This window comes from Sphingobacterium tenebrionis (genome assembly GCF_037126265.1).
Lineage (GTDB): Bacteria > Bacteroidota > Bacteroidia > Sphingobacteriales > Sphingobacteriaceae > Sphingobacterium > Sphingobacterium tenebrionis.
Map to the genome: position 1 here is coordinate 1 of NZ_JAYLLN010000065.1, position 7,234 is coordinate 7,234.

Annotated in this window: 9 protein-coding genes; all 9 read left to right on the forward strand. The window is 37.6% G+C overall.

The window, feature by feature from the left end; all coding sequences use genetic code 11:
- Nucleotides 1-192, forward strand: a 192-nt coding sequence (locus VJ786_RS16290) for a DNA translocase FtsK (RefSeq protein WP_336558038.1), incomplete at its 5' end; no start/stop codon positions are given.
- Nucleotides 173-493 (forward strand): hypothetical protein, encoded by a 321-nt coding sequence (locus tag VJ786_RS16295; protein ID WP_202283773.1) that lies wholly within the window; start codon nt 173-175, stop codon nt 491-493. The genes VJ786_RS16290 and VJ786_RS16295, both read left to right, overlap by 20 nt.
- Before the next feature lie 4 nt (nt 494-497).
- Complete coding sequence (locus VJ786_RS16300) at nt 498-1,985, forward strand: phage terminase large subunit (protein WP_202283772.1); 1,488 nt, start codon at nt 498-500, stop codon at nt 1,983-1,985.
- Nucleotides 1,982-3,532: a phage portal protein gene (locus VJ786_RS16305; RefSeq protein WP_202283771.1), complete on the forward strand. Its 1,551-nt coding sequence runs from the start codon at nt 1,982-1,984 to the stop codon at nt 3,530-3,532. Before VJ786_RS16300 ends, VJ786_RS16305 begins: the two co-directional genes overlap by 4 nt.
- A 29-nt stretch (nt 3,533-3,561) precedes the next feature.
- Nucleotides 3,562-4,437 carry a phage minor head protein gene (locus VJ786_RS16310; RefSeq protein WP_336558039.1) on the forward strand — a complete coding sequence of 292 codons (876 nt, stop codon included), beginning with the start codon at nt 3,562-3,564 and terminating at the stop codon, nt 4,435-4,437.
- 130 nt (nt 4,438-4,567) lie between these two features.
- Complete coding sequence (locus VJ786_RS16315; RefSeq protein WP_202283769.1) at nt 4,568-5,779, forward strand: XkdF-like putative serine protease domain-containing protein; 1,212 nt, start codon at nt 4,568-4,570, stop codon at nt 5,777-5,779.
- Nucleotides 5,780-5,807: 28 nt separating this feature from the next.
- Nucleotides 5,808-6,734, forward strand: a complete 927-nt coding sequence (locus VJ786_RS16320; RefSeq protein WP_202283768.1) for a phage major capsid protein — start codon at nt 5,808-5,810, stop codon at nt 6,732-6,734.
- An 11-nt stretch (nt 6,735-6,745) separates the two neighbouring features.
- The gene (locus VJ786_RS16325; protein WP_202283767.1) at nt 6,746-7,069 is read left to right on the forward strand and encodes a YqbF domain-containing protein; all 324 of its coding nucleotides are present in this window, start codon (nt 6,746-6,748) and stop codon (nt 7,067-7,069) included.
- A 1-nt stretch (nt 7,070) separates the two neighbouring features.
- A partial coding sequence (locus VJ786_RS16625) for a DUF3199 family protein (protein WP_367575551.1) occupies nt 7,071-7,234 on the forward strand: 164 nt, incomplete at its 3' end.

Here is a 7,234-nt window from a genome sequence, read left to right on the forward strand (position 1 = left end):
AACATGAAATGTTTTGTAATGCAGTCAAAAACAACCTCACTTTATGAAATAGATCGAGAATTTCAACTGGGTTATGTAGTAGTAGCATTCCTTATCGATCGTTTAGAAAATGATGGTGTAATTTCTCCGTATGAAACTTGTATGCCTAGAAAAGTATTAGTGAGGTGTAACAATGAAGAGAAAACGATATAAACGTAAAAGAAGAGTTATGAATCTATACCGCGTAACTAATGGATTTATGGGATATGGAGCAGTTCATGTATATGTAATTGCAGAAAATGAGAATAGAGCGAAAGAACTTGCTGCATTGGAATTTAAAGAAGAAGCTAGAAATGAAGAGTATGAAGCGGAACTAAAATTGTATAAGCAGCGTGGTTGGTGTACAGATCATTTGAAAAAATATAATTATGACGAGAGCTATTGGACAAGATTAGACGTAGAACTTGTAGCAGAAGACACAACACAAGAATTCGTTAGTGGTGCAATGGATTGATAGTATGTCAGTTTCTAATGATGTAACAACAGAGGAAGAAGTACTCCAAGACATAATTACCCAGCTGCTAGAAATATATGTAGATGATCCTGTAGCGTTTGTTGAGGATATTCTTGAAGTTGAGCCGGATCCGTGGCAAAAGGAAGTACTTAATGATATAGCGAACCATTCGCATGTTAGTGTACGTTCCGGCCAAGGTGTGGGGAAAACTGCAATGGAGTCCTGGATCTGTATTTGGTTCCTTTGCTGCAGACCATACCCAAAAATAATATGTACCGCTCCAACAAAGCAGCAATTATACGATGTGCTTTGGGCAGAGATTGCAAAATGGCTTAATAGTTCTCAAGTGAAAGACCTGTTGAAGTGGACGAAAACCAAGATTTATATGAAAGGTTTCGAGGATCGTTGGTTTGCTACGGCAAAAACAGCAACCCGTCCTGAAAATATGCAAGGTTTCCATGAAGATTACATGCTATTTATTGCCGATGAAGCTTCTGGTATAGCTGACGATATTATGGAGGCCATTCTTGGTACGTTATCTGGTTCAGAAAATAAATTATTTATGTGTGGTAACCCGACTAAAACTAGTGGGGTCTTTTTTGATTCTCATAATAAAGACAGAGCATTGTATAAATCTCATAAAGTATCTAGTGAAGATTCACCACGGACCAGTAAAAAGAACATTGAAATGCTTAAGAAAAAGTATGGAGAAGGTTCAGATGTATATCGGGTTCGTGTAGAGGGTGAATTCCCTCGTGGTGAAGCAGATGCATTTATTTCACTAGAAACTGCAGAAGCAGCACGGATGAGAGAAGTATACAAGGTTGAAGTTATCGAGAATGAGGAAGACGAATCTACCGTGAAAGAAATAATTCCAGATACTGCAGTTGTCGAAATTGGTTGTGACGTTGCGCGTTTTGGATCCGATGAAACGATTATCGCAACGAGAAGAGGATGGAAGGTACTACCGCTGCAAGTGCATCATCAAAGAGATACGATGTATGTTTCTGGATTGTTAGTACAAGAAGCGAAGAAGTACTTCTCATGGTGTGAACGAACCGGAAAACGTATACCGATACGAATAGATGATACAGGTGTTGGTGGCGGCGTTACGGACCGTTTAAAAGAAGTTGTAGCAGAAAATGATTATCCAATCGATGTAATACCTATTAACTTTGCATCTAAGGGTAATGCGGAATATGCCTGTATTGTCAGTGTTATGTATGGTCATTTTAAAGATAATTGCCTTGAATTTGTATCTATACCAGATGATGAAGATTTAATTGCTCAATTATCCGTACGAAAATATCAAATTAATAGTGATGGGCGTATAAAAATAGAACCTAAAAAGGCTATGAAAGACCGGGGATTAAAATCACCTGACCGAGCAGAGGCGGTAGTAATGGCGTTTGCGCCGTTCTATCCAAAAGTTAGAGATCGTTCGAAACGTCCTCAAAGAAAAAGAAAAGGAAGGGAGGGTAAATCAGCATGAGTAAAGTAAGGACAACAATAATTAAAGTGGAAGGTGCCTCATCTACTACTAAACAAATATATGATGATGCGTTTAGTGGCATGTATGATGCGGATGGTATTATACCGCCACCTCACAACATTAAAGAATTGAAAAATATAGCGGAGTATTCAAGTATTTTACAGCAATGCGTTGAAGCGATGACTACTAATATAGCTGGATTTGGATTACTACCAGAGTATTCTTTTGATTATCGAGCGGCCAAAACTGAAATTCAAAAGAAAGCAGATGTAGAGTGGGAAAAACTAAGATTCTTCTTAAAATATCTTAGCTTTGATGAAACACCAGAAACAATCTTATCCTGGTCTTTATCGGATATGGAGAAGACAGGAAGCGGTTATATGGAGATATTACGGAACGGAGCAGGAGAGCCTTGTTCTATTATATATATGGAATGTGAGGATGTACGGGTAACAACGTATACTGATCCTGTAGATGTTACGTTTGTTGTGATGCGAGAGAATAATCCTGTAAAACTGAAAGTCCCTAAGAAATTCCGTCGGTTTGTTCAGTTGAAAAACGGAAATAAAACATTCTTTAAAGAGTTCGGTGATCCACGTTTTATGAATTCAAAAACAGGTGAATTCACAGCAAATCATAATGAAGAAGATGAAGCAACGGAAGTTTTACAGTTAAAGATAGGTCCTACTCCATATGGTAAGCCTAGATACTTGGGCCACCTTGTTTCTTTATTTGGTGCTAGAAAAGCAGAAGAATTAAATTACTACTATTTTAAGCAAGGACGCCACGTTCCTGCTGCTATCGTTGTAGAAAACGGACAATTAACTGATGATTCATATAATGCTGTACAAGAGTATATGAAGGATGTACAAGGCGTAGAAAATTCACATCAATTTTTATTATTAGAAGCAGAAGGTTTAGATCAAGAAAAGATGCGCGGTGAAGAAGATATAACGCCTGTAAAAGTGCAAATAAAATCTTTGGCAGAAATGCTGCAGCAAGATGCGTTGTTCTTAGAATACGACTCAAAGACGCGCGATAAGTTACGATCTGCGTTTAGGTTACCACCGCTATATACAGGTGAGTCTCAGGATTATAATAAATCAACTGCACAGACTGCTAAACAAGTTACAGAAGAGCAGGTATTTGGACCGCAGCGGAATATAGTTGGCGGGAAATTAACCACATTATTCTGCCAAGCGTTAAAAATACATTATGTTTCCATTACGTTAAAAGGACCTAATACTTCTGATCCAATCGAAAAAGCAAAAGCATTAGTACCATTAATCAATAATGGTTCACTTACTCCTAATGATCCGCGTGACTTAGTAGGAGAGATTTTAGGAAAAGAATTAGAACCACTTACTTATGAGGGAGCAGATGAAAAGCCTTTCCAATTAATAGCCGGAATAAATAAAGTGCCTAATCCAATTACGGTAGAGCCTGCTCCAACAACTATAACGAAATCATTTGATCCTACAGTTGTAGATTTATTAAAAGGAGTAAGGGATGCATTAGAGGACGTGAGAGATAAATGGAGTCAATAAATCGCGCCTTGCACGTACTAAATGCAATATTGAAAGCAGCAGATACTGACGGGAATATATCAGATGATTTACCTGATGATATGCCTGGTGCTGACAGTCTGCAGGAATTCTTTGAAGAATACGAAAAGAAGTTGGCTAAGCTGCTCCGGAAGCAAATGAAGTATTATTGCAAAGCTTTAAGTGCATATGGAGCAGAGGATATTGTTTCAGAGGAGATTCTAAATCTCTTTGAAGAAGATTTGTTTATAAACGATACATTTGAAAATGATATGGCCAATTTATCAAACGAGGTTCTGCTCCCTATTATCATTGCCTTATGTGTAATCATAATGGAATCTCTGGATCCGGATATTTTATTTGAAGAATTATCAGAGCGAACTGAAGCCGATGTTACGGAATGGGGAGTGACGTTAGCTGCCTTTATTTTTCTTGCTACGAGAAATGGTATATTAGGTGCTATTTCAGTTGCGATAACAGGAAATTTAACGGTTTCGGCACTGATAACGGCATTACAGGACCTAAGAGTATTTAGTAGAGGCAGAGCTTCCAGTATAGCTAAAAATGAGGTATTAACGGCTTTAAGTATTGCTCAACAAGAGAGTTACGGACAAAGCCCAGCCGTTACAGGAAAGATGTGGGTACATACAGATCGCCAAGAAGGAAATCCACGTGCAAATCATCAGAAAATGGACGGTGTTGAAGTCCCTGTTGATGAAGAATTTGAAATAGAAGATTCAAATGAAACATGTATGTTCCCTCGAGAAACGAAATTAAGTCCTGCTGAAAGAATGCACTGTCATTGCGTTATATTCCCTGTAATAGATGGACTTACGATTGTATTAAGTAAAGAAGATAAAGAAGCTCTAAGACAGCAGTATATTGCTGAAAGGAGATTAAAAAAATGAGGAAAATGAAAAAAAGCTTATTAAGTGAATATGAAAAAGAAGTTTTAACGGGTGCAGCGCTATTTGTAGTAGCGTATACATTCGGATTACTGACAGGTCTATTCATTAAAGATTGAAAGGAGGTGAGAAAATGATAGTACGAGAATTAAAAAATGCGAAAATAACGCATGTTTCTTATGTAGATAAGGCAGCGAATAAAAAACAGTTTTTCTTAACTAAATCGGCGGATAAAAGACCTACATTCCAAAAGCAAGTAGACATTATAACGAAAAGTGAAGACGAACAGAAGTTAGTTTATGGCGTCGTATATGAACCTGGTGTTGCAGATGCTCATAATGATTTCATGACTGCAGAAGAAATCGAAAAAGCTGCTCATGAATTTATGAAAGAGGCTCAAAATATTGATACTCAGCATGATTTTGCAGCAGGAGCAGGTGAAATAGTGGAAAGTTATATTGCTCCGGATGATTTAGAAATCAACGGTACCACTATTCAAAAAGGATCTTGGGTTATTGCTACTAAGGCTAGTGATGAAGTATGGGAGAAAATCCAAAAAGGTGAAATCACCGGTTATAGTATGGCCGGAACAGCTGAAGTGGAAGATCAAGAAGAAGTATCGAAATCAGAAGACGGAATTATTAAGTCCTTTATGAAACATATGGGGGCTTTTTTTAATGGCCATAACACAGCTGCTATCGAAAAAGGTGAAGTAAGAGATAATTATGCTAGAAATCAACAATTACGTAATGTATGGGCTGCTTGGGACAGTATGGAGTCTGCTTATTACGGTTCTAGATGGGATAACTACACTAATGAAGCAGTTGATTTCGATCGCTTACTGGAAGCCATTCAAGACTTTACAGAAATTATTACAGAAATACGAGACGGTGGAGATGTAGCCATTGCCAAAGCGCTAGAAATGAAACCTGCTACTACCCTTACAGAAGAGATTGAGAAAGCAGGAAGAAAAGTAAGTGCTGCTTCTATGGCAGATATTGAAACTGCCCAAACAGCATTACAAAATATTATTGACCGCGTAAGCGATAAGGAGGAAGACGAATTGAAATTAGAAGATATTACAAAGGCTGTAGCAGATGCTATTGCGCCACTTGATGAGCGATTACAAAAGCTAGAGAAATCTGGTGAAGAGGTACCACCTGCAGCTGAAGGAAATAAAGATGATGAGATTGTAAAGTCTGTTACTGCAGCGGTGCAAAAAGCTGTAGAGCCGATTGAAAAACGATTAGAAGTTATTGAAACTGCTCGCGGTATTTCTAAACAAGAAGAAAAACATGAAGAAGAGATTCAAAAATCCAATTCTGTATGGGATGGCGTACTTTAATACACCAATATAAGGAGGAATTCACTATATGTTAGACAACAATAAAATTATCGAAAAAGCAGCTATGACACTATCTGATTTAGCAGCAGGTGGCCGATTAAACACAGAGCAATCCAACGCTTTCTTAAAGATGGTACAAGCAGCACCAACAATTATTAAAGATTCACGATTTGTTCCTATGGAATCAGATTCTCGTAAAGTTGAAAAGCTGGGATTCGGCTCAAGAATTTTACGTCCTGGTGTTGAAGGTAAAGCATTAGAGGATAAAGATCGTTCTGTACCTCAAACTAGTACAGTGAAATTAGAAGCAAAAGAAGTAATTGCAGAAGTTAATATCACGTACGATACATTAGAAAACAACATTGAAAAAGGTAAATTGAAGGATACACTTATGCAAATGATTGCAGGACGTGCTGCACTTGATTGGGAAGAGCTTATTGTAAATGGAGATACTGCTTCATCAGATCCATATTTAGCATTACTCAATGGTATTCGTAAGCAAGCTACGTCGCATATCGTGGACCATAAAGGTGCGGATTTTGTAAAAGAAGTGTTCAAGCACGGTTACAAAGCTGTTCCTGCTAAATATTTACGCAATAAGAAAGATTGGAGATTCTACACTTCACAAGGAATCGAAGTTGAATATTTAGATGCTATGTCTAATCGTCAAACTGCACTAGGTGACGCAGCGATCAATGGCGGTCTTCCTTCTGCTTATGGTGTACCTGTACAGGGAATTGCTATGTTACAACCTTACACAGAAGCTGAAAAGACTGTATCTGACATTATTTTAACTCATCCGAAAAACATCTTAACAGGTATGAGTCGTCAAATTAGTATTGAAGTAGATAAAGATATTCGTGAGCGTAAATTTATCATCGTATTAACTGCAAAAATCGATGCTAAATTTGAAGAAGAAGATGCGGTTGCAAAAATTATCAACGTAAAAGAGTGAGGTGAGTAGTCTTGTATTTTGCTAAATTAGTAGGTGGCAAGACATATACAGTTGATGGCCGTGTTTTTAATGACGGTGTAGAGCAAGTTGTTGAGAAAGAGACATACGATTATTTGAAAGATAATAGGCTATTCGCAGTTAGGGAAGGTGAGAAAGAAGTTGCACCTTCCCTTTTAGTTGGCGAAAAATACACTGAATCTACGTTAAAAAAGCTTTCTAAAGCAGAACAAGAAGCAATTATCCGTAAATTAACTACCGGTGATTTTATTCACGATACAAAAAATGAAAATGAACGTATTACTTTAATTCTTGAACTTCAGGAGCAGGAGGCGTAATATGGCCATTATCTCTCCGGATCGATTAGTAGAGTACACTATATTCGATGAGGTGAAGCAGCGAGATCCTAAGCTGCTTCAAATGGATATTGTAGAAGCTCAAAATGACATCTTTTCATTAACATTTGTTGATTTTCAAGATAAGAGTACGTTCCCCGCTGTTCC

Coding starts and splice junctions, on each gene's coding strand:
- VJ786_RS16295 (WP_202283773.1), top strand. CDS start 173: ATGAAGAGAAAACGATATAAACGTAAAAGAAGAGTTATGAATCTATAC.
- VJ786_RS16300 (WP_202283772.1), top strand. CDS start 498: ATGTCAGTTTCTAATGATGTAACAACAGAGGAAGAAGTACTCCAAGAC.
- VJ786_RS16305 (WP_202283771.1), top strand. CDS start 1,982: ATGAGTAAAGTAAGGACAACAATAATTAAAGTGGAAGGTGCCTCATCT.
- VJ786_RS16315 (WP_202283769.1), top strand. CDS start 4,568: ATGATAGTACGAGAATTAAAAAATGCGAAAATAACGCATGTTTCTTAT.
- VJ786_RS16320 (WP_202283768.1), top strand. CDS start 5,808: ATGTTAGACAACAATAAAATTATCGAAAAAGCAGCTATGACACTATCT.